Origin of the sequence: Nocardioides sp. (assembly GCF_036493135.1) — a bacterium.
Taxonomy (GTDB): domain Bacteria; phylum Actinomycetota; class Actinomycetes; order Propionibacteriales; family Nocardioidaceae; genus Nocardioides.
On the sequence record NZ_DASXQG010000011.1, the window covers coordinates 88,179 to 109,796 of the forward strand.

The following is a 21,618-nucleotide window of genomic DNA, read 5'->3' on the forward strand; positions in this document are numbered from 1 at the left end:
TCATGCCCCCAGCATCATCTGGCCGCAGACCCGTACGACGTTGCCGTTGACCGCGGTCGAGGCCGGGTCGGCGAACCAAGCGATCGTCTCGGCCACGTCGACCGGCAGGCCGCCCTGGCTCATCGAGTTGAGGCGGCGCCCGACCTCGCGGGTCGCGAACGGGACGGCGGCGGTCATCTTGGTCTCGATGAAGCCGGGCGCAACGGCGTTGACCGTGATGCCGTTCTTCAGGCTGGCCTTCAAGGAGTCGACGAGCCCGATCACGCCGGCCTTGGAGGTGGCGTAGTTGGTCTGGCCGAGGTTGCCGGCGATGCCGGCGATCGACGCGACCCCGATGATCCGGCCGTTGTCGTGGATGAGCTTCTGGGCCAGCAGCTCGTCGGAGATCCGTTCCGGGGCGACCAGGTTGACGCCGAGGACCGAGCTCCAGCGGTCGGCGTCCATGTTCGCCAGCCGCTTGTCACGGGTGATGCCGGCGTTGTGGACGACGACGTCGACGCCGCCGTGGGCCCGGGTGAGGTGCTGGGCGATCCGCTTCGGGGCGTCCTTGGCGGTGATGTCGAGGGTCAGGTAGTCGCCGTCCAGCTCCTTGGTGAGCCGGATCAGGTCGTCGGCCGCCTGCGGGACGTCGACGCCGACGACCGTGGCGCCGTCGCGCGCGAGCACCCGGGCGATCTGCTCGCCGATGCCCCGCGCGGCGCCGGTGACCAGCGCGACCTTGCCGTCCAGGGGTCGCTGCCAGTCGGGGCTCTCGGCCGGCTCCTTCACGGAGCTGCCGATGCGGATGACCTGACCGGAGACGTACGCCGACTTCGGCGACAGCAGGAAGCCCAGGGTCGAGCCCACCGCGCCCTCGGCGCCGTCAGCGACGTACACCAGCTGCGAGGTGCCGCCGCGACCGACCTCCTTGCCGAGACTCCGGGTGAAGCCTTCGAGGGCGCGCTGGGCGATCCGTTCGGCGCCCTCGAGGCTCTCCGGCGGCGTGCCGATGACGACGAGGCGGGCGCACTTCTCCAGGCTGCGCATCAGCGGCGCGAAGAAGTCGCGGAGCGCCACGAGCTGCGTCGGGTCGGTGAGGCTGGTCGCGTCGAAGACGAGACCACGGTGGCGGGTGCCGGCGTCGGTGGTCGTGGTCGTGACGATGCCGAGGACGTCGAGGATGCCGGGCAGATGCTCGACGAGCCGGCCGGCGCCCCCGACAACGACGGTGCCGTCGACCAGCGGCGAGCCCGCGACGTACCGGTCGAGCGGCACGGGATTGGGCAGTCCGAGGTTCTTCACCAGCAGCTGGCCCAGGGACGAGGACACGAAGTCCTGGTAGCGGTCCGTCATGGCGTGCCTTCCCTGGTCGATCTTGCCGAGACCCTGATGTAACAGCACGTGTAACTCGGCGTCCAGATATCGTGACCTGGCGCTCACTCCATTGGGTCCGGCGGCCTCTGCGGCCAGGATAGGAGGATGAACCGCGAGACTCGTCGGGTCGCCGTCCTCGGCGGCAACCGCATTCCCTTCGCCCGCTCCAACTCGGCGTACGCCGACGCCTCCAACCAGGAGATGTTCATCGCGGCGCTGGACGGGCTGGTGACTCGCTTCGGCCTGGAGGGCGAACGGCTCGGGGAGGTCGTCGCCGGCGCGGTGCTCAAGCACTCTCGTGACTTCAACCTGGTGCGCGAGTCGGTGCTGGGCTCGAAGCTCGCGGCCGAGACCCCGGCGACCGACATCCAGCAGGCCTGCGGCACCGGTCTCCAGGCGGCCGCGATCGTCGCCGACAAGATCGCCCTCGGCATCATCGAGGCCGGCGTCGCCGGCGGGAGCGACACGACGTCGGACGCCCCCGTGGCGATCAGCGAGAAGCTCCGCAAGAAGCTGATGAAGGTGAACGCCGCCCGCGACATCCGCTCCCGTCTGACCGCGTTGGGGCAGATCCGGCCGACCGACATCGGGCTGTCGATCCCGCAGAACGGCGAGCCGCGCACGAGGCTGTCGATGGGGGAGCACGCCGCGCTCACCGCGCTGGAGTGGCGGATCGGGCGTGAGGAGCAGGACGAGCTCGCCGCGCTCTCGCACCAGCACCTCGCCGCGGCGTACGACGCGGGCTTCATGGACGACCAGATCACGCCGTTCCGTGGGCTCGAGCGCGACTCCAACCTGCGTCCCGACTCGTCGGCCGAGAAGCTCGCGAAGCTCGAGCCCGTCTTCGGCAAGGGTGAGGGCGCCACGATGACCGCCGGCAACTCGACGCCGCTGACCGACGGGGCCTCCGCGGTCCTGCTCGGCTCCGAAGCGTGGGCCGCCGAGCGCGGCCTCGAGCCGCTGGCCTTCCTGGTCGATCACGAGACCGCCGCGGTCGACTTCGTGCACGGGAACGAGGGTCTGCTGATGGCGCCGGCGTACGCCGTACCGCGGCTGCTCGCTCGCAATGGGCTGACCCTGCAGGACTTCGACTACTACGAGATCCACGAGGCGTTCGCCTCGCAGGTGCTGGCGACCCTGAAGGCGTGGGACGACCCGGTGTTCTGCAAGGAGCGCCTCGGCCTCGACTCCGTGCTCGGTGAGATCGACCGTTCGAAGCTCAACGTGAACGGCTCCTCGCTGGCCGCCGGGCATCCGTTCGCCGCCACCGGCGGACGGATCCTGAACGTCGCCGCCAAGCTGCTCGCGCAGAAGGGCTCCGGCCGCGCGCTGATCTCGATCTGCGCCGCCGGCGGTCAGGGCGTGACCGCGATCCTCGAGCGATGATGCCTCCCCGATAGTGCGTATCAATCGGCCGGTGACCTCGCCGCGGGAGGTGCCTGCCGATTGATACGTACTATCGAGAAATTCGCCCTCAGCCGTGGGCCATCGCGAGGGCGGAGGTGAGCAGCAGCGCCTTCACCTGCTCGGCGCCGATCCTGCTGATGTGGGGTACGCCGGGGGCCGCCTCGTCGATCACCAGGCCGACCCGCGCGAGCTGGAGACCGCCGAGACCGGTGGCGTAGAGGGTGTTCGCCAGCAGGGGCGGGTCGGGGACGGTGAAGTCCCCGCTCTCGACGCCGGCATCGAGGGTGCGGCGTAGCACCGCCAGGCACGAGGCGATGGCGCGCCCGAGTCGCAGCATCGCGCCCTCGGAGATCTCGTCGAAGAGCTCGGTCCCGGTGCGGCGCATCAGGCTGTGCGCGCAGTCGACGAACGCCGGGTGGGCGACGCCGTAGTCGACGAACGCCGAGACGATCGCGGCCAGCTGGTCACGCGGCTTCGTCTCCGACTCCGCGGCCTCGACGAGTGCCGCGCGGAGCTCGTCGAGATAGCCGACGAGCGCGAGCGCGAAGAGCTCCTCCTTGCCGGTGAAGTGCCGGTAGACGATCGCCCGGTTGATCCCGACGGCCTGCGCGATGTCCTCGATCTGGGCCTCGGCGAAGCCGCGCTCGTCGAACAGGGTCCGTGTGGCGGTGAGGATCGCCGACTCGCGGGCACGACGGCGTACGGCGGTCGAGCTTCGCCGTGCCTCCGGCTTGTCCTCGCGCGACGGGCTGGGCATGCCCGCATCGTACGACCGCTGCAACTCGGAGTTGCACACCCGTGACGCGTCGACGACGAACCGATGGAGACGCCGTGAGCAACGACACCGACCGGATGGCGAAGCAGGTCCGCGACTCCGGGGGTCGGACCCGGTTGACTGGCGGCATGAGGATCCTGCAGTACGTCGTGGGCGCCGTCCTCGTGGTGGCGCTGGCCGTGACGAGCATCGGCTGGTACCTCAGCGCCCACCCGGGCGGCACCCGCTTCGAGTCGTGCCACTGGGAGGGAAGCGACCTCGTGCTCGGCTTCACCTACGGCACCGGCGACACGGTCCGCACGCAGGTGAACCCCCAGGGCGAGGACGTGGTCGCGCAGCTGCGCGTCGACGAGGGCGGGGGCAACCACACCACCCAGCTGCTGACGGGGGAGTCGCGGTTCCAGATCTCCGGCGGGCCGCACCCGGTGCGCTACCCGAACGGCGCCGAGCTGAACTGCCCCGTCCGCTGAGGTCAGAGGAAGCGGGCCAGGACGTCCAAGGACTCGGTCGGAACCGTGACCGCGACACCCTGGCCGATCGCCTTGAGCCGCCATTGGTCACCGTCGCGGAACATCTTGGCCATCATGAAGCCGGTGCGCGGCACGCCCTCGGTCAGCGTGAACCGGGCGACCTCCTCGTCGTCCTCGTCGACGAGGCGGCAGTACGCGTTGTGCACGAACTCCAGGCTGTGCCCCTGGTAGCTGCTGACCAGGAACAGCATCGTGTCGACGCGTGGGAAGACCTTCGCGAGGTCGATGGTGATCTGCTCGTCATCGCCCTCGCCGCGGCCGCTGATGTTGTCGCCGAGGTGCGTGACGGATCCGTCGCGGGTCTCGAGGTGGTTGAAGAAGGCCAGGTCGAAGAGCTGGTCGCCGGCGTACTGGACCGCCGACGCGTCGAGGTCGACGTCCGGCCGGTTGGCCCCGGACAGCGCGCCGGCCCCGGCCTTCTTGTCCCAGCCGAGACCCATCGTCAGCTTGCCAAGGGGGGCTCCGTCGTCGCGCGTCAGCGCCATCTCGTCGCCGCGTTTGAGCTCGATCACGTCTGCGAACCTACCCGCGGGCCAAGGCGCGCACGGTCTCGATCGTGTCCGCCTCGTCGACCGGCTTGTCGTCGCGGTAGCGGACGACGCGGGCGAAGCGCAGGGCCAGGCCGCCGGGGTAGCGGGTGGAGCGTTGCAGACCGTCGAAGGCGATCTCGACGACCTGCTCGGGCCGCAGCGGTACGACGTAGGAGTCGCGGATCGTCTCGGGCTCGACCGCGAGCTCGGTGAACCGCTCGGTCTGCCAGGCGAGCATCTCGTCGGTCATCCCCTTGAACGTCTTGCCCAGCATCACGAAGCCGCCCCCGTCGCCCCCCGAGGGGTCGCGGGCGCCCAGGTGGATGTTGGACAGCCAGCCCTCGCGGCGGCCGTTGCCCCACTCGACCGCGAGGACGACGAGGTCGAGGGTGTGCACCGGCTTCACCTTGACCCACCCGGAGCCGCGACGACCGGCGGCGTACCCGATCGAGAGGCTCTTGACGACCACGCCTTCGTGACCGTGCGCGAGCGCGTCCTGGGCGAACGCCTCCGCGGCAGCGGGGTCGTCGGTGACGAGCCGCGGCACGCGGTGCTCCTCGGGGACGATCGTGTCGAGGACCTCGAGTCGCTCGGTGCCGGTCGCATCGAGGAGGTCGCGGCCGTCGGCGTGGAGCACGTCGAAGAAGTACGGCGTGACCGCGACGCCGGCACTCGTCGCGGTCCGGGACGCGGTCTCCTGGAACGGGCGCGGCCGGCCGTCGTCGGCCATCGCGATCGCCTCGCCGTCGAGGACCAGGTCGCCGCCCGGCAGGGACCGCACGACCTCGACCACCTCGGGCAGCCGCTCGGTGATGTCGTCCAGGCTGCGGGTGGCGATCGCGATCTCGTCGCCGCGGCGATGCGCCTGGATCCGGATGCCGTCGAGCTTGGTGTCGACCGCGACCGGGGTGCCCGGGCGGTGACCCGCCTTCGCCATCGCCGCCGCGACGTCCGGCGCGGTCGAGGCCAGCATCGGCAGCACCGGCCGACCCACCTCCAGGCCGATCTCGGCCAGTGCCTCCTCGCCGCCGGTCATCGCCGCGACCACGATGGGCACGGTGCCTCCCGCAAGCATCGCGGCACGTCGTACGACGGTGAGCTTGACGCCGGAGGCGGCGGCGATCGCCTCCTGGACCAGCGCGTCGAGGGCGCCCTGCCGGACGTTGCCCGTCATCACCCCGCGCAGCCAGCCCTGCTCGTCGGCGGTCAGCCGGACGAAGAGGTCGCGGACCCCCGCGGCCCGCGACTCCTGCGACCCCGCACCCGACATCGCGGCGAGCCGGCCGAGGGTCTCGTGCACCTCGAGGGCGGTGACCGACGGCTCCTCCGCGGGATCGGGGAGCGAGCTCAGGCCGCGCCAGCCGACGCCGGTGCGGCGTTGCAGGATCGTGCCGCCGAGGTACGCCGTGACCACCGGCAGCTCGTCGACCTGGGCCTGGCTCAAGCGCTCGGCGATCGCCGCGACCTTGGCCTTGCGCGACCGGGTCGCGGCGACGACTCCCGACGTCTCGACGAGGTCGCGCAGCAGCATGCGGCCATCCTGCCCGAGCCCGCCGACGGGCTCACTCCCCGATCAGGGTGCGCACCTCGTAGAGCTCGGGGAAGAAGGTCAGGTCCAGGGCGCGGCGCAGGAAGTCGACGCCGGAGGAGCCACCGGTCCCGGTCTTGTGGCCGATCGTGCGCTGCACCACCTGGAGGTGGCGGAAGCGCCACTGCTGGAAGTTGTCCTCGACGTCGACGAGCTCCTCGCAGGTCTCGTAGACACCCCAGTGCTGCTCGGGTGCGGCATAGACGTCTGCGAACATCCGGACCAGCTCGGGGTCGGGGCGGTACGGCTGCGACCAGTCGCGGTCGAGGCAGGCGGCCGGTACGGCGTACCCCTGACGAGCGAGGTGGGCCAGGAACTCGTCGTACAACGACCGTTCGTGGAGCAGCGTGGCCAGCTCGCCCTGCGCGACCGGGTCGTGGGCGAACACCTTGACCATGTCGGCGTTCTTGTTCCCCAGCAGGAACTCCACCTCGCGGTACTGCGCGGACTGGAATCCCGACGAGGTGGCCAGGAAGGGCCGGATCTCGGCGTACTCCGACGGGGTGAGGGTGGCGAGCACCGACCATTGGTCGGTGATCGTGTGCTGGATGTGCTTCACCCGCGCCATCCGCTTCAACGCGGGCGCGAGGTCGTCGGTGGCGAGGAGGGCGCGGGCCGAGCGGAGCTCGTGGACGAGGAGCTTCAGCCAGAGCTCGGTGGTCTGGTGCTGGATGATGAACAGCAGCTCGTCGTGCTGCGGCGGGTCGCTCAACGGGCGCTGGGCCGAGAGCAGCGTGTCCAGCTGGAGGTAGTCGCCGTACGACATCTGGCGACTGAAGTCGCGCTCGATCCCCTCTTCGAGGGGCCGCTGGTTCGTGGCATCGCTCACGACGCCGACCCTAGTGCGGGCCCGCGTCGCTAGGGTCGCCGACATGGACGCCGACGTGATCGTGGTGGGCCACGGGCTCGCGGGTCTGGCCGCCGCCGCCGAAGCGGCCGACGCGGGGCGGCGGGTGGTCCTGGTCGACCAGGAGCCCGGGCAGTCGCTCGGAGGCCAGGCCTTCTGGAGCCTCGGCGGCCTCTTCCTGGTCGACACCCCCGAGCAGCGCCGGATGGGCGTGCACGACAGCCACGAGCTCGCACTGTCGGACTGGATGGGCAGCGCGCAGTTCGACCGCGACGAGGACCTCTGGCCGCGGCGCTGGGCCGAGGCGTACGTCGACTTCGCTGCGGGTGAGAAGCGGTCATGGCTCCGGTCGATGGGACACCGGGTCTTCCCGGTGGTCGGGTGGGCCGAGCGCGGGGACGGCCGCGCGGACGGGCACGGGAACTCGGTGCCGCGCTTCCACATCACGTGGGGGACCGGGCCGGGGCTGGTCGAGCCCTTCGAGCGCCGGGTGCGCGAGCACGTGGCCGTGGGGCGGGTGCGCCTCGCCTTCCGGCATCGTGTCGACGAGCTGGTCTCGAGCGGGTCTGCCGGCGGCTCGCGCGCGGTGACCGGCGTCCGCGGAAAGGTGCTGGCCCCGGACGCCATGGGACGGGGCAAGGCGTCCAACCGCACCGAGATCGCCGACTTCGAGCTCACCGCCCAGGCCGTGATCGTCTCCAGTGGAGGCATCGGTGGCGACCACGACCTGGTCCGCGCGGCGTGGCCGGAACGGCTCGGCACGCCACCGGCGTTCATGGTGAGCGGCGTCCCCGCCCATGTCGACGGCCGGATGATCGGGATCAGCAGGTCGGCCGGGGCGGACGTCGTCAACGAGGACCGGATGTGGCACTACGTCGAGGGCCTGCGGAACTGGGACCCGATCTGGGACAACCACGGCATCCGGATCCTGCCCGGGCCCTCGTCGATGTGGTTCGACGCCGCCGGGCGGCGGCTGCCCGCGCCGTACCTCCCGGGCTTCGACACCCTCGGCACCCTGCGTCACCTGCGGCAGACCGGCTACGACTACTCGTGGTTCGTGCTCACCCAGAAGATCATCGAGAAGGAGTTCGCGCTGTCCGGGTCTGAGCAGAACCCCGACCTGACCGGCAAGGACCTGAAGCTGCTCCTCGGTCGCGTGGTCGGCGACGGGGCGCCGGGGCCGGTCGAGGCGTTCAAGGAGCATGGCGCGGACTTCGTCGTCGCCGACGACCTCAGCGATCTCGTGCGCGGCATGAACCAGGTCGGCGGGCCGGAGCAGGGTGGTGCGGTGATCGAGGAGGACCTGCTGCGACGCCAGATCGAGGCGCGCGACCTGCAGATCGACAACCGCTACTCCAAGGACACCCAGGTCGCGTTCATCCGTCAGCACCGTGCCTACCGCGGCGACAAGCTGGTGCGGGTCGCGTCGCCGCACAAGATCCTCGACCCGAGGAACGGACCGTTGATCGCCGTACGCCTCAACATCCTGACCCGGAAGACCCTCGGCGGCCTGGTCACCGACCTGTCCGCACGCTGCCTGAGCTCGAACGGCGAGCCGCTGCCCGGCCTGTACGCCGCGGGCGAGGCCGCCGGCTTCGGTGGCGGCGGGATGATGGGCTACAACGCACTGGAGGGAACCTTCCTCGGCGGCTGCCTGTTCTCCGGGCGTACGGCGGGCCGGGCTGCCGCCGCCGCTACCAGCTGAGCGCCGTCGTCGGAGAGCCCGGCTACCGTGACGCCCATGGCGAGCGGGCAGGCGCGGGTGTGGCGACCCGACTGGCCGTGTCCCGCCCTCGGCATCCTCGGCCAGCAACGGCACGGTCCGGGAGACCCGACGTTCCGCGTGCACGGTGAGGAGGTGTGGCGCGGCATCCGTGCGCCCGACGGGCCGGCCACTCTGCGCGTCGCGCCCCGACCCCGGGACGGCGACGTCCTCGCCGAGGCCTGGGGCGACGGCGCGGAGTGGGCGCTCGACCACGTTCCAGCGATGCTCGGCGCCGACGACGACCTCTCCGGATTCGAGCCGCGCCATCCGCTGGTGGCCGAGGGCGGGCGACGGAGGCCGCATCTCCGGTTCGGCGCCGGCCACCGCGTCTTCGAGACCCTGGTCGCCGCGATCATCGAGCAGAAGGTCACCGGCCAGGAGGCGTTCGCGGGGTTCCGGCGGCTGGTCCACAGGTACGGCGAGCGGGCACCCGGTCCGGGCCGGGAGCTGCGGCTCTGGGTCCAGCCCGGCGCCGACACCATCCGGCGGATCCCGTCCTGGGAGTGGCTGAAGCTCCACATCGACCCCGCCCGCTCCCGAACCATCGTCCGAGCCGCCACCGTGGCCGACACCCTGGACCGGCTGACCGCCGACGACGCGGACGCCAAGCTCCGCACGCTTCCCGGGATCGGGGAGTGGACGGCCGCCGAGGTCAGGTCGCGCGCGTTCGGCGATCCCGACGCGGTCAGCTTCGGCGACTACCACATCGCCCAGGACATCGGCTGGGCCGTGACGGGCACGCCGTACGACGACGAGCAGCTGCGGGCGTTCCTCGAGCCGTGGCGACCCCAGCGCAACCGGGCCGTCGTCCTGATCCACGGCCTCGCCGGCGGCCGGCCCAGGCGCGGCGCCCGGATGGCTCCGCGCACCCACCTGCCCGTGCGTCAGACCGTCGACCCGAGTAGCGGGATCAGAGGAGCGGGCGCAGGGGGTTCAGCAGGAACTCCGTGAAGCGGCGGTAGATGTCGCGTGCCGCCCACTCGTCCTCGGTGAGCTCCAGGCTGTTCGACTCGTCGACCCGGAAGATCTGCTCCAGCGAGCCGGCGAGCCCCGGGTCGATGATCTCGACGTTGATCTCGTAGTTGCCGGTCAGGCTCAGCCGGTCGATGTTGGCCGTGCCGACGGTCGACCAGGTGCCGTCGATGGTGGCGGTCTTCGCGTGCACCATCGCGTCGCGGTACCGGAGCACCTTCACCCCGGCACTGAGCAGCTGGGAGAAGTAGCCGCGCGAGATCCAGTCGGAGACGACGTGGTTGGACTTCGCCGGTATCAGCAGCCGTACGTCGACGCCTCGCCGCGCCGCGGAGGTCAGGGCCTCGGCGAAGTCGGGGTCGGGCAGGAAGTACGCCGTGGTCAGCCAGACGTTCTTGCTGGCCCGGGTGATCGCCTCGATGTACATCGCGCGGATCGGGAACATCCACAGCCGCGGCACGTTCCGGTGGAAGCGGATGGTCGGCTCCCAGGTCGAGGCGGTCTCGAGGAGCAGCGGGCGCTCGCTGGAGCGGAAGCGCCGGCGCCGGTTGAGGTTCCAGAAGTCCGCGAACGCCCGCTTGAGGTCCCAGACTCCGGGCCCGGTGATCCGCACGTGGGTGTCGCGCCACTCCGTCGCGTAGGCCTCGCCGATGTTGTAGCCGCCGACGAACCCGATCGCCTCGTCGACCACGAGGATCTTGCGGTGGTCGCGGCCGTACCGCCGCAGGTCGAACGGCCGCCACCCGGCCGTGTACACGGGGTAGCGGAGCACCTTGATCGAGCGCGGGAAGCGCTGGAACCGTGGCGAGACCACGAGGTTCGCGAACGCGTCGTAGATCAGATAGACCTCGACGCCGCGGGCGGCCGCGGCCCCCAGCGCGGTCTTGAAGCGCTGACCGACCTCGTCGGCCTTCCAGATGTAGGTCTCGAAGAGGATCTGGTGCTGCGCCCCGTCGATGGCGGCGATCATGGCGTCGTACAGGTCCGTCCCGAACATGTACGTCGTGACCTCGCCGTCGCCGACCGGCACGGAGCTCGGCGGCGCGGTCGGGAACGACACCGCGCGATGCTTGCCGCGACGTCGGTAGGAGTCGACCAGGGTCATCCCGATCGCCATCAGGAACGGTGCGGCGACGATCCCGAGTACGACCCGGCGCACGAGCGGGAGCCAGCGTTCGGCTCCTGACGTCGGAGATCGGGTGCGCACGCCGCCAAACTACCCATCGCGCGGGGTTGCTCCCGGCCAGGACGCACGAACCTGGCAGTATCAGGGGCCGTGAGGGCCACCATGGGGTTCGGGCGTCTGGACGGCGCCCGGTGGTGGTGGCGCACCCTCCGCGAGAACCGTCGCCGGTACCGGCGCCTCTTCGGCCGGCGCATGCATCTGCTCTTCCCGCGCACGCACAGCGAGTGGATCCACCACTACAAGTTCCTGCGCCGCGACTCGTGGCTGCCGGAGCTGACGGACAAGATCGGGGCGAAACGGTTCATCGCCGAGCGGGTCGGCGAGGAGTTCGTGATCCCGACGTACTGGCACGGCCGCCGACTGCCGAGCATGCGCAAGCGCCGCCGCTGGCCGCGCCCGTACTTCATCAAGGCCGCGCACGGCTGTCACCAGGACCTCGAGGTGCCCGCCGTCGGCCGAGTGCCGTGGCGGAAGGTCGAGCGCCAGACCGAGCGGTGGCTGCGCAGCGCCTATGGCCGGATCGGGGGCGAGTGGCAGTACGCGCGCATCCGGCCGCGCCTGATCGTCGAGCAGCGGATCGGCGATCCCGGCGTCCTCCCCGACGACTACAAGTTCTGGGTCTTCCACGGGCGGGTGCACTACATGCACTGGTTCACCGACCGCGGCCTCCCGACGTACGGCGGCCGGATCGTCGACCGTGACTGGAACGAGCCGTTCCGCTCGGTCTCTCAGCGCACCCACGAGCGCTACCCACCGCGTCCGGAGTCGCTGGACCTGATGATGTGGATCGCCGAGACGCTGGGCGAGGGGTTCCGGTTCGTGCGGGTCGATCTGTACGAGGTCGACGGTCATCCGTACGTCGGGGAGCTGACCTTCACTCCTTCCGCCGGCTTCCACACCCTCGACCCGGACCAGGTCGACTTCGACCTCGGGAAGCTGTGGCGCAAGCCGCGCCGGGAGCGGTTCCCGGCCGCGCCGTTCCCCGAGCGCCGGGTCCGGCCGAGTCAGTCCGCCAGCGCCAGCAGGTCCTGAACGGGTGTGCGGCGACCCGTGAGCGGAGAGGACCTGCCGGTCGCGGACGTGTGGTTCGGGGTCGAGGACGTCGGCGAGGGCGTGACCCGGCTGACCGAGCCGCACGTCGACGGCCTCGTCTCGGCGAACCTCTGGTGGATCCGTGGCCAGAAGCACGACGTGGTCGTCGACACCGGACTGGGCGTCGCCTCGCTCCGGCAGCACCTGCCCGAGGTCCTGGCGCACGACACCCTGGCGGTGGTCAGCCACAGCCACCTCGACCACGCCGGCGGCGCGCACGAGTTCGACAGGGTGGCGGTGCACGCGCTCGAGGAGGACGCCGTCGCCTCGCCATCTCAGGCAAGCCTGCACGCGCGTACCGAGGTGGATCTGCTCGGACTCGCCCTCCCCGACGACGCGGACCTGCCGGAGTCGCTGCTCCGGGCGCTGCCCGCGCCCGGCTACGACGTCGCGTCGTACGCCGTACGTCCCGCGACGGTGAATCGGGCACTGGTCGACGGCGACGTGATCGACCTCGGTGACCGGCGGCTGCGGATCCTGCACCTACCGGGCCACACGCCGGGCAGCATCGTCGTACTGGACGAGGACCTCGCGTGGCTCTACACCGGAGACGTCATGTACGACGGGGCCCTGTTCGACGAGATGTTCGGCGCCGACATCCCGTCGTACGTCGCCTCGATGCGGCGGCTGCTCGACCTGGATGTCACGCTCGTGCATCCCGGCCACGACGAGTCGTTCGGCGCCGACCGGATGCACGCGATCGGCGAGGCGTACCTCACGCTGCGGTCCGGGTCGTGACCCGCGACCGGGACGCGATGTGTCCGGCCACGTGTCGCGCGTCGCGACCGGCGCCGCCGACCAACATGGAGTAGAAGCCGCGCTGGAACAACAGGCCCATGAAGTACAGGCCCGGCAGGTCGGGCATCACGCCGCCGCGGTCCCGCGGCCATCCGTCCTCGCCGACCGGCGACGGGTGGATGAACGAGAAGTCCTGCCGGTAGCCCGTGCACCACACGACGTTGGCGACGTCCAGCACGGTTCCGTCGTCCAGCGCCGGCTTGCCGTAGACGACGGCGGTGGTCCGCGCGTCGGTACGTCGTACGCCGGCGGCGTCGAGGTGTCGCCGCTTGACCCGCAGGAGGGGAGCGTTGAGCTTGCCCGAGCGGATGCCGGCCTTGGCCTTCCGCCCCATCGGCGTTCGCTCCGTAAGCACGTGGTTCCAGATGAACCAGAGGACCTTGAACCCGATCCGGCCCGGCACGCTGCCGATCTCGACCGGGACCTCGCTGCGGACCTTGCCGGACACCCACACCTCGCGGCCGGCCTCGGCCAGCTCCAGGGCGATGTCGGCCCCCGACTGACCGAGCCCGACGACCAGGACCGCGCCGGGCAGGAGCTGGTCGGGATTGCGATAGTCGCTCGCGTGCAGCTGGCGGATCGCGGGGTCGATCTGGTCGTGCAGCTCGGGCACCTTCGGATGGGTCTCGCCGCCGGTCGCCACGACCACGTTGTCCGTGTCGTACGTGCCGTGGTCGGTGATCACGCTCCAGCCGCCCCCGGGGCGGCTCTCGACCGACGAGACCGCGACACCGCGGTCGACCCGGATGTCGAACCGGCCGGCGTAGTCCTCGTGGTACTCCGCGAGCTGTGCCGCGGTGGGGAAGGCGGACGGTGGGCCCGGGAACGGGAGCCCGGGCAGTCCGCTGCGCCGGGCCGGGGTGTTGAGGAGCAGCGAGTCGTACCGGCGACGCCACTGGTCGCCCACGCGCCCGTGGCGCTCGAGGACGACGCAGCGGTGGCCCTCGATCCCCAGGCAGTACGCCGTCGAGAGGCCGGCCTGGCCCGCACCGATGATCACGGTGGGGACGTGCTGCCGTGGCGCCGGCTCGACGATCTCGGGGATGCCGGCAGTGGTGGTCGACTCGGTCATGGTGCCTCCTTGGGTCGTGGTGACGACCGTAGGAAGGACCGGTGGCCTGCCGCGTCGGGCGAGCTACCCATCCCGTGCCCGAGGGCATGGGTGGTTCTGTGCAGGGCTCGCGTCAGACCAGACGGTGGTCGTAGGCGTACGCCGTGGCGGCGGCCCGCGACCCGATCCCGAGCTTGGTGTAGATGTTCGACAGGTGCCGGGCGACCGTCTTCTCGCTGAGCACGAGCACCTGGGCGATCTCGCGGTTGGTGCTCCCGGCCGCCACCAGCCGGAGCACCTCGACCTCGCGTCCCGTCAGTCCCCCGGCCGGTGGGTCGGCGGCACGGTCGAGACGTTCCAGGTCGGGCCGGGCGCCGAGCCGGTGGAACGCCTCCCGCGCCGCGTCGTACTCCAGGGCGGCGGAGCTGTCGTCGCCGAGCAGCCGGCACGCGTCGCCCATCCGGACGCGTACCCGCGCCTCGTCGTACGGCATGCCGAGGGCGTGCCACGCCTTCCAGGCGGGGCGGAGGCAGGCGAGCCCGCCCGCACCGTCGTCGCGGGCGAGGAGCACCGCCGCCCGCGCCTCGGCGGCCCGAGCCCGGTACATCAACGGCAGGTGTTCCGACCCGGACTCGAGCTCGTCGACGGCAGCCTCTGCCGCGTCGACCTCCCCGGTCGCGAGCATCGTCTCGACGTAGCCGGACAGAACGTCGGCCCGGTCGAGTCGGTCGGGCTCGGCATGCAGCCGCCGGAACGTGGTCAGAGCCTCGTCGACGCGACCCTGGGCCAGTCGCATCAGGGCCAGCCCCGGCTCGGGCTGCCGCCCGAGGGAGTTGGCCTGTCGATACGCGTCCTCGGCCTCGGCGTACGCCCCGTGCATCCGGTGGATCTCGCCGAGCTGGTACCAGGCGTCGCCCGCGGCGGCGCCGGGTACGTCGCACGCTCGCCGCGCCTCCTCGAGCGCACCTGCCCAGTCGCCCCGCATCGTCTTGATCTGGCTGCGATGGACCAGGCAGCTGCCCCGGTAGGGGACGAGCCCGGTCTGCGCGTCGCACCAGTCGGACAGCACGCTGGTCCACTCCTGTGCGCGTGGGACGTCCAGCAGACCCATGCAGATCCCGATCACCGCGCAGTACGCGAGCCCGGCGACGGTGGGGTAGAGGTCGCCGGTCGAGACCGTGAGCATCACCTCGTCGAGACACCCCAGTGCCTCCTCGCGCCGCCCCTCCTGCAGCAGGACCTGCCCGACGGTGAGCCTGCCGAGCACCTCCAGGTTCGCGTCGCCGTGGGTCCTGCCGATGTCGGCCGCTGCCGCCGCGAGGGCGAGCGCTTCCTCGTCGCGCCCGGCCTCCAGGAGCCCGCGTGCCTCGACCGTGCTCGGGAAGGCGGCCACCGTCCCGTCGAGGGAGTGCTCGGCGACGAGCTCGCGGCAGCGAGCCAGCCATCCACCAGCACGTGCAGGTTCACCGATCCCGAACAGCATGAACGCGTACCAGAAGGCGGTCTCCGCCGCGTCGCGCCAGCGTCGTGCGTCGAGCGCGGCACGGTGGCAGCGCTCGAGGGCGTCCGCGCTGCCGTGGTCGTCGCCGACCAGGTAGAGCGCCAGCGAGAGGAGCTTGAGATCCTCCGCGTCCAGAGGGTCGGTGGCGTCGACCGCCCTCAGCGCGGTGACGCACGCATCCCAGCGACGCTCGGCGTACGCCGCCCGGCCACGCTGGAGATCCGACAGGGTCACGGCGAGACGGTACCCCGCGCAGTCCTCCCCGGAGACCGCCTGCCGCAGCCGCGCGAGCTCGGGCGGAGGGAAGAGTGCGGCGGGCCGGCAGTACCACGCTCGGGACCGCCGCAGGCGGAGCAGCACCCAGGGACTCCAGGGCCGCACCCGGCGGCAGTCGGCGTGCCCTCGTGCGCCGGAGTCCGACGTACGGTGCGCTGTCGGCGGCCGCGTCTAGGCTGGATGGCATGCGACCCGTGACCGACCTGGAGCGCCGGGTGGCGCCGTTCGAGGTGGTCTCCGACTACCAGCCGAGCGGTGACCAGCCGGCCGCGATCGAGGAGATCGTGCGCCGCGTCAAGGGCGGGGTGAACGACGTCGTCCTGCTCGGCGCCACCGGCACCGGCAAGACCGCGACGGTGGCGTGGGTCGCCGAGCAGATCCAGCGCCCGATCCTCGTGCTCCAGCCGAACAAGACCCTCGCGGCCCAGTTCGCCAACGAGCTGCGCCAGCTGTTCCCGCACAACGCCGTCGAGTACTTCGTCTCCTACTACGACTACTACCAGCCCGAGGCCTACGTCCCGCAGACCGACACCTACATCGAGAAGGACTCCTCGATCAACGAGGAGGTCGAGCGGCTGCGCCACTCCGCGACCAACTCCCTGCTCACCCGGCGCGACGTGATCGTGGTGTCGACGGTGTCGTGCATCTACGGCCTCGGCACACCGCAGGAGTACGTCGACCGGATGCTGAAGCTCAAGGTCGGCGACGAGCGCGACCGCGACTCGATCCTGCGGCGCCTGGTCGAGATCCAGTACACCCGCAACGACATGACCTTCACCCGCGGCACGTTCCGGGTGCGCGGCGACACCCTCGAGATCTTCCCGGTCTACGAGGAGCACGCCGTGCGTGTGGAGTTCTTCGGCGACGAGGTCGAGCGGCTGATGACGCTCCACCCGGTCACCGGGGAGGTGATCAGCGAGGATGACGAGCTCTATGTCTTCCCGGCGACGCACTACGTCGCGGGGCCGGAGCGCATGGAGCGGGCGGTCAACGGCATCGAGTCCGAGCTCGAGGAGCGGCTGGCGACGTTCGAGCGCCAGGGCAAGCTGCTCGAGGCGCAGCGCCTGCGGATGCGCACGACGTACGACGTGGAGATGATGCGGCAGGTCGGGTCCTGTGCGGGCATCGAGAACTACTCGATGCACATCGACGGCCGCGACCACGGCACCCCGCCGAACTGTCTGCTCGACTACTTCCCGGAGGACTTCGTCCTCGTCATCGACGAGTCCCACGTCGCGGTCCCGCAGGTCGGCGGGATGTACGAGGGCGACATGTCGCGCAAGCGCAACCTCGTCGACCACGGCTTCAGGCTCCCGAGCGCCATGGACAACCGCCCGTTGAGGTGGGAGGAGTTCCTGGAGCGGATCGGCCAGACCATCTACCTCTCGGCCACCCCGGGCAACTACGAGCTGGACAAGGTGGGCGGCGACGTCGTCGAGCAGATCATCCGCCCGACCGGCCTGATCGACCCCGAGGTGGTGGTGAAGCCGACCAAGGGCCAGATCGACGACCTGATCCACGAGATCAGCACCCGCACCGAGAAGAACGAACGCATCCTGGTCACCACGTTGACCAAGAAGATGTCGGAGGACCTCACCGACTACCTCCTCGACGCGGGTATCCGCACCCGCTACCTCCACTCCGAGGTCGACACCCTCAAGCGCATCGAGCTGCTGCGCGACCTGCGGCTCGGCGACTACGACGTCCTGGTCGGCATCAACCTCCTGCGCGAGGGGCTCGACCTGCCCGAGGTGTCGCTGGTGTCGATCCTCGACGCCGACAAGGAGGGCTTCCTGCGGTCGGACAAGTCGCTGATCCAGACCATCGGCCGTGCCGCACGCAACGTGTCCGGCCAGGTGCACATGTACGCCGACAAGATCACGCCGTCGATGGAGTCAGCGATCGACGAGACCAACCGTCGCCGCGCCAAGCAGGTCGCCTACAACACCGAGCGCGGCGTCGACCCGCAGCCGCTGCGGAAGAAGATCGCCGACATCACCGAGATGCTCGCCCGCGAGGGCGAGGACACCCAGGCGCTGCTCGCGACCTGGGCCGGCACCGAGGCCAAGGGCCGGGCCGGTGGCGTCAAGGTCCGGCAGCCGGTGCCGGCGCTCGGTCAGCTCAACGCGGCCGGGCACGCGCAGGGCGTGGCCGGCCTGCCGAGCGCGGAGCTGGCCTCGCTGATCCAGGAGCTCACCGACCAGATGAAGACCGCGGCCGCCGAGCTGCAGTTCGAGCTCGCCGCCCGTCTCCGCGACGAGGTCAACGACCTGAAGAAGGAGCTCCGCCAGATGATGGAAGCGACGAAGTAGGGCGATGGACGTCGAGCAGATGCACGCGCACTGCTCCGCCAAGCCTGGGGCCTGGCCCGACTTCCCGTGGGAGGAGCACGGCCATCCGGTGTTCAAGGTCGGGCCGGGGGAGCGGGGCAAGATCTTCGCGTTCCTCGGCGGGTCTGGCGTCGGCCTCAAGGCCGGGCGGAGCCGCGAGGTGGCCGACGAGTGGCTCCACCGCTACCCCGACAGCGCGTCGGTGATGGCCTACATCGGCCGCTCCGGGTGGAACGACCTGGGGTTCGCCGGCATCCCCGACGAGGAGATTCTCGAGGCCGTGGACGAGTCCTACCGGCTGGTCGTCGAAGGGCTCCCGAAGAAGCTGCGCCCGGAGGGCTGGGACGCCTGAGCCGGCTCCCGGCTGACCCGGCTGACCCGGCTGATCGGCGTCAGGCCTGCTCGGGCTTGTCCTGGTTCTCCCTGAGGATTCTCCCGTCGTCGTGCTTCTCGCCCGACTTCGACGGCTTCGGCGGCTTCGGCGGCTCGAGGGCCTTGGCCTGCTTGCGCTCCAGCTTCTCGATCCGGCCGTCGATGATCGACTGCTTGCTCGAGAGCACGCGCACGAGGTTCCCGGCCGTCGGGATCAGCACGAAGACCGGCCACGGGAAGCCGTGCCCGGCGAACAACCAGATGGCCCAGACGATCAGGTTCGGGATCAGGAAGCCCATGATCGCCTCGCCGCGCTTCTCCTGGTAATAGCCCTGGGCCTGACGCTGGAGGTCGGGCCGCGAGGAGAGGCTGACCGCGGGCAATCCGGCGTCGGCGGCCAGGTCGAGCAACGGCGGCAGCAGTGCGCCATAGGTCTTCGCCGCGTCCACCGCGGCCGTCCGCTCGTCGAGCTCCTCGCGGTCGAGCCGACCCTCGGCGTACGCCGAGGAGAGGGCGTCGTGGACCACGGCGCGGTCGCGATCGGACGCCCGCACCCCGGCGTACGCCGGATCGCGCGGGTCGTGCTCGAAACGGCCCCAGAGACTGCCGTTGTTCCCCGTGGTCACCCGGTCATCGTAGGGCGGGGCTCCACCCGAGTCGCACCCACGAGGTCCTCGGACCGACCGGTCGACGCCAGCGGCGCCTCGACGACCCCGCCGTCCTCGTCGGAGGCGTGCAGCATGACGCCGGGCTCGACCACGAGGCCGACATGGTGGACGGGCCGCCCCGGCCGGGCGAAGAAGTAGAGGTCGCCGCGGCGTACGTCCCCGACGGACATCTCCGGCAGTGCCGCCGCCTGGTCCCGGGCGTCGCGCGGCACCATCGTGCCCAAGGCCCGGTGCACGATGTGGACCAGGCCCGAGCAGTCGATGCCTCGTCCGCTCAGCCCTCCCCAGACGTACGGCGTGCCCAGCAACGTGCGGGCCAGCTCGACCGCATCGTCCGCACCTTCCGGGAACGCGCCGTCGGGCACGTGCGGTGTCGGTGCCGATGGCACCGAGCGGCCCAGGTCTACCGCGTCGACCCAGCCGGGATACCCACGCGGGTCGAGGGCCGACGGCTGCCACGGCAGGACTACCTCGACGCGGCCGTCCCGCTCCGGGCCGGTCGCGATCACCGGCTCACCCGACAGCCCCTCCGTCACCCGGTCATCTCGGGCGGATCCGGTGGGGGCGCGCCAGACCGGTGCGACCTCGGCCGACACGAGGCGAAGCGTCATCCGACGACCTCGGCCCAGGCCGCGGCGGCGACCCTGGCGATCCCGGCCTCGCGCTCCTCCTCGGTGCCCGGCGCGGAGACCAGCACGGCGAGTCCGACCGGAGGCATCCCCGGCGCCCGTACCAGAGCCACATCGTGGTTGACGCTGGAGATCCAGCCGGTCTTGTTGCCGATCACCAGCCCGTCCGGGAGCCCGGCCGGGATGCCGTTGCGGTACTCCTGTGCCTGGAGCGTGCGCTCGCACTCCGCGGTCGCCTCCGGCCCGGCCAGGCGTCCGTCGGCCAGGGCCACCACCAGGCGAGCCATGTCGTCGGCCGTGATCAGGTTGTCGATGCCGGCGTCCCGGGCCGGATAGTCCTCGATGCCACGCACGATCGCGGTCCGCTCCGAGCAGCCCGCGTCGGCCAGGACCGCCGCGACCTCGTCCGTGCCGACCTCATCGAGGACGACGTTCGTGGCGAGGTTCCCCGACATGGTCACCATCCGGTGCACCAGGTCGCCGAGCGGTACGTCGCTGCCGAGGGCCGCCCACGTCGCCGGGTCGGAGTCCTCCTCCTGGTCCATCGTGAAGCGGTGCCCCGGACTCCGGGACTCGAAGTCGTCGTGCACCCGCACCGGCCGGTCGAGGTCGAGCACGCCGCGCTCGGCGAGGCGCCGTGCCGCCACCAGGATCGGCAGCTTCATGACGCTCGCGGAGTAGTGCCGCGCATCGGGGTCGACCGACACCCGCGGCCGGTCCTCGCCGGACACCCGGGCCACGACGGAGACGATCCCGTCGCCCCGGCGGAGGGCGCCGACGGCGGCTGACAGCGAGTGATCGGCGTGAGAGGCGTCCATCGCTGCATCGTAGAAGTGCCCCGAGTCGCACCGCCCGGCGACCGGTCACGCGGGCTTACGATGCGGACGGCGTGACACCGGCCGAGCCTGGGAGGGGGCGGCGTCGTGAGCACCGCGAACCGCTGGCTGACGACGCTCGTCGTCGTCCTGGCCCTCGCGGCCGGACTCGGGGCCGCGCTCAGCTGGCGCACCCACGGCGACCGGGCCGACGCCGCTACCCGACAGGGGTGGTACGGCGCCGCGCTCACCGCCGCTGACCGCGAGGTGACGGCGTTCGTGAACATGCGCTACGACCGCGCCTCGGAGTCGGTCGATGCGGTGGCGAAGGGTGCGACCGGCGACTTCCGCCACCACTACGTCCGGTCGGCGGCCCGCGTGATCCGCGTCCTCCAGCGCCACCGGTCGCTGATGTCCGGGCGTGTCGTCTGGTCCGGGGTCTCCGCGATCAGCGGCGACCGCGCGACCGTGATCGTCGCGACGACGGGCACGGTCTCCAACACCCGCACCCACGGATCCGACGAGCCACGCGACTTCCGCTTCCGGGTCGCCCTGGTTCATGAAGGTGGCCGCTGGCTGACCTCGGACATCGAGTTCGTCGGGGACTCCCCGTGAGCCGGCGGACCGGCGTGGTGCTCGGATCCTGCGCGCTCGTCCTCGCCGCCGCCGTCGGTGCCGAGGCGTGGTACCTCTGGGGCACGTCCTCGCCCACGCCCAGCGCTGCACGGCCGGTGGTGATCGGCGACATCTCCGCCCAGTCCGCGGTCGACACGGCCGCGACCGACGCAGCGGTCATCTTCACGACGCCCTGGCGCCGGTACGACGCCCACCTGACCAAGGCGACCTCGTTGATGACCGGGGACATGGCGAACCGCTACCGCACCTCCGCCGCCACGGTCCGCGGCAGCGTCGTCGCCAGCCGCACCAGCACCACGACCCGGGTCGCCGCCTCGGGCGTCGTGCAAGCGACATCGGACGAGGTGCAGGCGCTGCTCTTCCTCGACCAGCGGACGACCAGTGGCGGCGGCCCGCCGTCGTACCAGGCCCGCCGGGCGCTGGTGACGATGGTGCACACCGACCGTGGCTGGCTGGTCGCCAACGTGCAGACCCGGTGACGGCCGCCCGATGGTAGA

At 71.2% G+C, this 21,618-nt stretch carries 21 protein-coding genes; 10 read left to right on the forward strand and 11 right to left on the reverse strand.

Annotated features, from left to right (window positions below; all coding sequences use genetic code 11):
- Nucleotides 1-1,332, reverse strand: a complete 1,332-nt coding sequence (locus VGJ24_RS01830; RefSeq protein ID WP_331498760.1) for a 3-oxoacyl-ACP reductase — start codon at nucleotides 1,330-1,332, stop codon at nucleotides 1-3.
- Between the two features lie 126 nt (nucleotides 1,333-1,458).
- Here VGJ24_RS01830 and VGJ24_RS01835 point away from each other — a divergent pair, with 126 nt between their 5' ends.
- Nucleotides 1,459-2,739, forward strand: coding sequence for an acetyl-CoA C-acetyltransferase (locus tag VGJ24_RS01835; RefSeq protein ID WP_331498762.1), 1,281 nt, complete (start codon nucleotides 1,459-1,461; stop codon nucleotides 2,737-2,739).
- 88 nt (nucleotides 2,740-2,827) lie between these two features.
- On the opposite strand, the gene VGJ24_RS01840 is transcribed toward VGJ24_RS01835, so the two are convergent.
- The gene (locus tag VGJ24_RS01840) at nucleotides 2,828-3,517 is read right to left on the reverse strand and encodes a TetR/AcrR family transcriptional regulator (RefSeq protein ID WP_331498763.1); all 690 of its coding nucleotides are present in this window, start codon (nucleotides 3,515-3,517) and stop codon (nucleotides 2,828-2,830) included.
- Nucleotides 3,518-3,591: 74 nt separating this feature from the next.
- Between VGJ24_RS01840 and VGJ24_RS01845 the strand changes: the two genes are divergently transcribed.
- Nucleotides 3,592-4,005 (forward strand): hypothetical protein, encoded by a 414-nt coding sequence (locus VGJ24_RS01845; protein ID WP_331498764.1) that lies wholly within the window; start codon nucleotides 3,592-3,594, stop codon nucleotides 4,003-4,005.
- Nucleotides 4,006-4,007: 2 nt separating this feature from the next.
- Here the strand turns inward: VGJ24_RS01845 and VGJ24_RS01850 are convergent, their stop codons facing one another.
- The 3 genes from VGJ24_RS01850 to kynA are packed head-to-tail and all read right to left on the reverse strand — an operon-like array spanning nucleotide 4,008 to nucleotide 7,012.
- Nucleotides 4,008-4,577 (reverse strand): TerD family protein, encoded by a 570-nt coding sequence (locus VGJ24_RS01850; RefSeq protein ID WP_331498765.1) that lies wholly within the window; start codon nucleotides 4,575-4,577, stop codon nucleotides 4,008-4,010.
- 10 nt (nucleotides 4,578-4,587) lie between these two features.
- Entirely contained in the window at nucleotides 4,588-6,126 is a 1,539-nt protein-coding gene (locus VGJ24_RS01855; RefSeq protein WP_331498766.1) for an ATP-dependent DNA ligase, read from the reverse strand.
- Nucleotides 6,127-6,157: 31 nt separating this feature from the next.
- Entirely contained in the window at nucleotides 6,158-7,012 is an 855-nt protein-coding gene (gene kynA / locus VGJ24_RS01860) for a tryptophan 2,3-dioxygenase (RefSeq protein ID WP_331498767.1), read from the reverse strand.
- A 43-nt stretch (nucleotides 7,013-7,055) separates the two neighbouring features.
- Between kynA and VGJ24_RS01865 the strand changes: the two genes are divergently transcribed.
- Both VGJ24_RS01865 and VGJ24_RS01870 read left to right on the forward strand, forming a co-directional pair.
- On the forward strand, nucleotides 7,056-8,735 hold the full coding sequence (locus VGJ24_RS01865; RefSeq protein ID WP_331498768.1) for an FAD-binding dehydrogenase: 1,680 nt from the start codon (nucleotides 7,056-7,058) through the stop codon (nucleotides 8,733-8,735).
- Nucleotides 8,736-8,771: 36 nt separating this feature from the next.
- Entirely contained in the window at nucleotides 8,772-9,746 is a 975-nt protein-coding gene (locus VGJ24_RS01870; protein WP_331498769.1) for a DNA-3-methyladenine glycosylase 2 family protein, read from the forward strand.
- On the opposite strand, the gene VGJ24_RS01875 is transcribed toward VGJ24_RS01870, so the two are convergent.
- A complete protein-coding gene (locus VGJ24_RS01875; RefSeq protein ID WP_414691031.1) occupies nucleotides 9,706-10,884 on the reverse strand; it encodes a phospholipase D-like domain-containing protein in 1,179 nt (392 codons plus the stop codon). The two genes, VGJ24_RS01870 and VGJ24_RS01875, sit on opposite strands and share 41 nt — an antisense overlap.
- A 159-nt stretch (nucleotides 10,885-11,043) precedes the next feature.
- Between VGJ24_RS01875 and VGJ24_RS01880 the strand changes: the two genes are divergently transcribed.
- Both VGJ24_RS01880 and VGJ24_RS01885 read left to right on the forward strand, forming a co-directional pair.
- Nucleotides 11,044-11,985: an ATP-grasp fold amidoligase family protein gene (locus tag VGJ24_RS01880; RefSeq protein ID WP_331498771.1), complete on the forward strand. Its 942-nt coding sequence runs from the start codon at nucleotides 11,044-11,046 to the stop codon at nucleotides 11,983-11,985.
- An 18-nt stretch (nucleotides 11,986-12,003) separates the two neighbouring features.
- Complete coding sequence (locus tag VGJ24_RS01885; protein WP_331498772.1) at nucleotides 12,004-12,783, forward strand: MBL fold metallo-hydrolase; 780 nt, start codon at nucleotides 12,004-12,006, stop codon at nucleotides 12,781-12,783.
- Here the strand turns inward: VGJ24_RS01885 and VGJ24_RS01890 are convergent.
- Nucleotides 12,761-13,915, reverse strand: a complete 1,155-nt coding sequence (locus VGJ24_RS01890; RefSeq protein ID WP_331498773.1) for an NAD(P)/FAD-dependent oxidoreductase — start codon at nucleotides 13,913-13,915, stop codon at nucleotides 12,761-12,763. The genes VGJ24_RS01885 and VGJ24_RS01890 overlap by 23 nt on opposite strands.
- Before the next feature lie 112 nt (nucleotides 13,916-14,027).
- Nucleotides 14,028-15,629: a helix-turn-helix transcriptional regulator gene (locus VGJ24_RS01895; RefSeq protein WP_331498774.1), complete on the reverse strand. Its 1,602-nt coding sequence runs from the start codon at nucleotides 15,627-15,629 to the stop codon at nucleotides 14,028-14,030.
- A 227-nt stretch (nucleotides 15,630-15,856) separates the two neighbouring features.
- On the opposite strand from VGJ24_RS01895, the gene uvrB reads away from it, so the two are divergent.
- Both uvrB and VGJ24_RS01905 read left to right on the forward strand, forming a co-directional pair.
- A complete protein-coding gene (uvrB, locus tag VGJ24_RS01900; protein ID WP_331498775.1) occupies nucleotides 15,857-17,983 on the forward strand; it encodes an excinuclease ABC subunit UvrB in 2,127 nt (708 codons plus the stop codon).
- A gap of 4 nt (nucleotides 17,984-17,987) precedes the next feature.
- Nucleotides 17,988-18,353 carry an MmcQ/YjbR family DNA-binding protein gene (locus tag VGJ24_RS01905; protein WP_331498776.1) on the forward strand — a complete coding sequence of 122 codons (366 nt, stop codon included), beginning with the start codon at nucleotides 17,988-17,990 and terminating at the stop codon, nucleotides 18,351-18,353.
- Between the two features lie 40 nt (nucleotides 18,354-18,393).
- Here VGJ24_RS01905 and VGJ24_RS01910 read toward each other — a convergent pair whose 3' ends face one another.
- From VGJ24_RS01910 to VGJ24_RS01920, 3 genes are read right to left on the reverse strand one after another with little or no spacing between them, the layout of a single operon-like run.
- On the reverse strand, nucleotides 18,394-18,999 hold the full coding sequence (locus VGJ24_RS01910) for a DUF1707 domain-containing protein (protein WP_331498777.1): 606 nt from the start codon (nucleotides 18,997-18,999) through the stop codon (nucleotides 18,394-18,396).
- Complete coding sequence (locus VGJ24_RS01915; protein ID WP_331498778.1) at nucleotides 18,996-19,652, reverse strand: C40 family peptidase; 657 nt, start codon at nucleotides 19,650-19,652, stop codon at nucleotides 18,996-18,998. Before VGJ24_RS01915 ends, VGJ24_RS01910 begins: the two co-directional genes overlap by 4 nt.
- Complete coding sequence (locus tag VGJ24_RS01920) at nucleotides 19,649-20,488, reverse strand: serine hydrolase (protein WP_331498779.1); 840 nt, start codon at nucleotides 20,486-20,488, stop codon at nucleotides 19,649-19,651. Before VGJ24_RS01920 ends, VGJ24_RS01915 begins: the two co-directional genes overlap by 4 nt.
- 105 nt (nucleotides 20,489-20,593) lie before the next feature.
- Between VGJ24_RS01920 and VGJ24_RS01925 the strand changes: the two genes are divergently transcribed.
- Complete coding sequence (locus VGJ24_RS01925) at nucleotides 20,594-21,100, forward strand: hypothetical protein (protein ID WP_331498780.1); 507 nt, start codon at nucleotides 20,594-20,596, stop codon at nucleotides 21,098-21,100.
- Nucleotides 21,097-21,600: a hypothetical protein gene (locus VGJ24_RS01930; protein WP_331498781.1), complete on the forward strand. Its 504-nt coding sequence runs from the start codon at nucleotides 21,097-21,099 to the stop codon at nucleotides 21,598-21,600. Before VGJ24_RS01925 ends, VGJ24_RS01930 begins: the two co-directional genes overlap by 4 nt.
- Nucleotides 21,601-21,618: the final 18 nt, after the last annotated feature.